The sequence below is a fragment of the Pseudomonas sp. K5002 genome (assembly GCF_013386655.1).
Lineage (GTDB): Bacteria > Pseudomonadota > Gammaproteobacteria > Pseudomonadales > Pseudomonadaceae > Aquipseudomonas.
Genome location: NZ_JACARK010000494.1, coordinates 1 through 1,989, shown reverse-complemented (window position 1 = coordinate 1,989; position 1,989 = coordinate 1). Strand labels below are relative to the sequence as shown.

Sequence of the window (1,989 nt, the reverse complement as noted above, 5' to 3'; positions counted from 1 at the left end):
AATGCCGGAGTGAGGGAACGCCGAGCCACAGCGAGGCGCCGACAGGCGGGGCAGAGCCCTAATGAGATGGTCAGCCCGGCACGGTCCCCTTGGGACATCCCACCCGACAAGCGATCTCACTGCCACCCGCTGGTGCATGCTCTTGATTGCATGCAGCTTTTTGTAGCGAGGAAGCTCGCTCCCGTTGGCCCGCATGACAGGCCAGGCAGCCTAATCAATAGCAAGCTAGCTAATTGGCGCATTAATTGCCTTGAAATATGGCAATTAGACATCACTCCCGGAGTCCGCCATGAGCAGCCTGTCGAGCAGCACGATGCAGTTATCTTCCGCCGAGAAAAGCTGGCTGCCCTGGTGGGGCAAGACCGGCAAGTTCGCCATGGGCTGGTCCTGCCGCCTCAACCGCGCGGTGTACCCGGTGATGGAGCAGACCTTCGAGGCCATTGCCTAAACCCGGGTCAAACTCCTGCAAACCTGGACCCGCGAACAGTGGGAACACCTCAACGAACTGGCCGCGACACTGGCCCGCGATTCCGTGCTCACCGACAACAGCCTGCTGCTGGAAAAACTGCACCAGGCCGGGGATTTCTCCGAGCTGTTTATCGTCGACCCAAAGGGCGAACTACTGGCGAGTACCTGGAGCCAGGCCAGTCACCGCGCGCTCAATCAACAAGCCCTGGCTGCCGGGCTCAAGGCGCCATTCCTCCACGGTCCCTACAGCGACCCGCTGACCTTGCAGATCGGCCCTTCGTCCTCGCGCTTCCATGACGAAGTGACCCTGATGTTCTACCAACCATTGACCCGCGAGGGCAGGGTGGTCGGCTGCCTCTGCGGTCGGGTGCCCAACGACATACTCGGGGATTTGATCCAGCGCGAGGCCGGGCATATCTTCCCCGAGTCCGGCGATAACTACCTGTTCATGGTGCAATCGCGCTTCGACCCGGCGCTGCAGCCGGGCATTGCGCTGTCCCGCTCACGCTTCGAGGACGGCACCTTCACCCACGGTGAAAATCTCAAGAGCGGCGTGCACACACCCTGGAAAACCGTACAGATCCAACGCCACACCGAGCTGGAATTGCGGTTTATCGACCCCGCCACCCAACAACTGCACCCCGGCGTGCGGGAAACCATCCGCAAGGGCTCGAACCTGTTTGTCACCTATCCCGGCTATTCCGACTACCGTCACATCCCGGTGGTGGGCAAGGGCGTGACCTTCGAACTGCCGGGCTCGCCGGATCGCTGGGGCATGATGTGCGAGGCCGACCTGGAAGAGGTCTACCGCCGGCGCTCCCTGAGCCACGGCTTGATGAAGCCCTATCTGGCGACCATGGCCGGCCTGTTTGCCTGCAACTTCCTGGTCCGTCACTACAGTGGTTTGCCCGCCGCCTGGACCGATGCGTGCGAGGTGCTGAGCATGGTCGTCGCGGCCTTGCTGTTCAGCCGCCTGGGCCCCAGGCGCCTGGCCGCACGCCTGAATGAAATGACCGAGGTCATCCGCACCATTGCCGAAGGCGAGGGCAACCTGCGCCAACGCCTGGACAGCGGGCGCATGGTCAACGACGAAACCGGCGACATGAGCCGCTGGATCAACAGCTTCATCGACCGCCTGGATTCGGTGGTCGGGCAGGTGGTCAAGGCCAGCCACAGCGTTGGCAACACCAACCAATTGATGCTCGGCCGCAGCGAGGCGGCCGGGTTGATGTCCCATGAAGTGGCCGACGCCACCCACCGCATGATGATCATCGTTGAAGAGCAACTGGGAGAAATCCAGCAAGCCTCGGTGAGCGCCGAGCAAATGAAGCAGGCCATGGACGAGGTGGTCAGCCGGGCCCGCGAGCAATTCCTCGCGGTACAGGTCGGCACCCAGTCGATTCGCGATGTGGTGCAGCGCTCCTCGGAAAGCGTGCAACTGCTGGACAGCCGCATGGCACAGATCAGCAATATCACCGGGTTGATCAGCGACATCACCAACCAGACCAACCTGCTGGCCCT

1 pseudogene is annotated in these 1,989 nt (G+C 62.2%); it reads left to right on the top strand.

What is annotated here, in order from left to right:
* Nucleotides 1–289: 289 nt before the first annotated feature.
* Nucleotides 290–1,989 (top strand): annotated as a pseudogene (locus HX846_RS21510) (methyl-accepting chemotaxis protein); the annotation flags it as partial.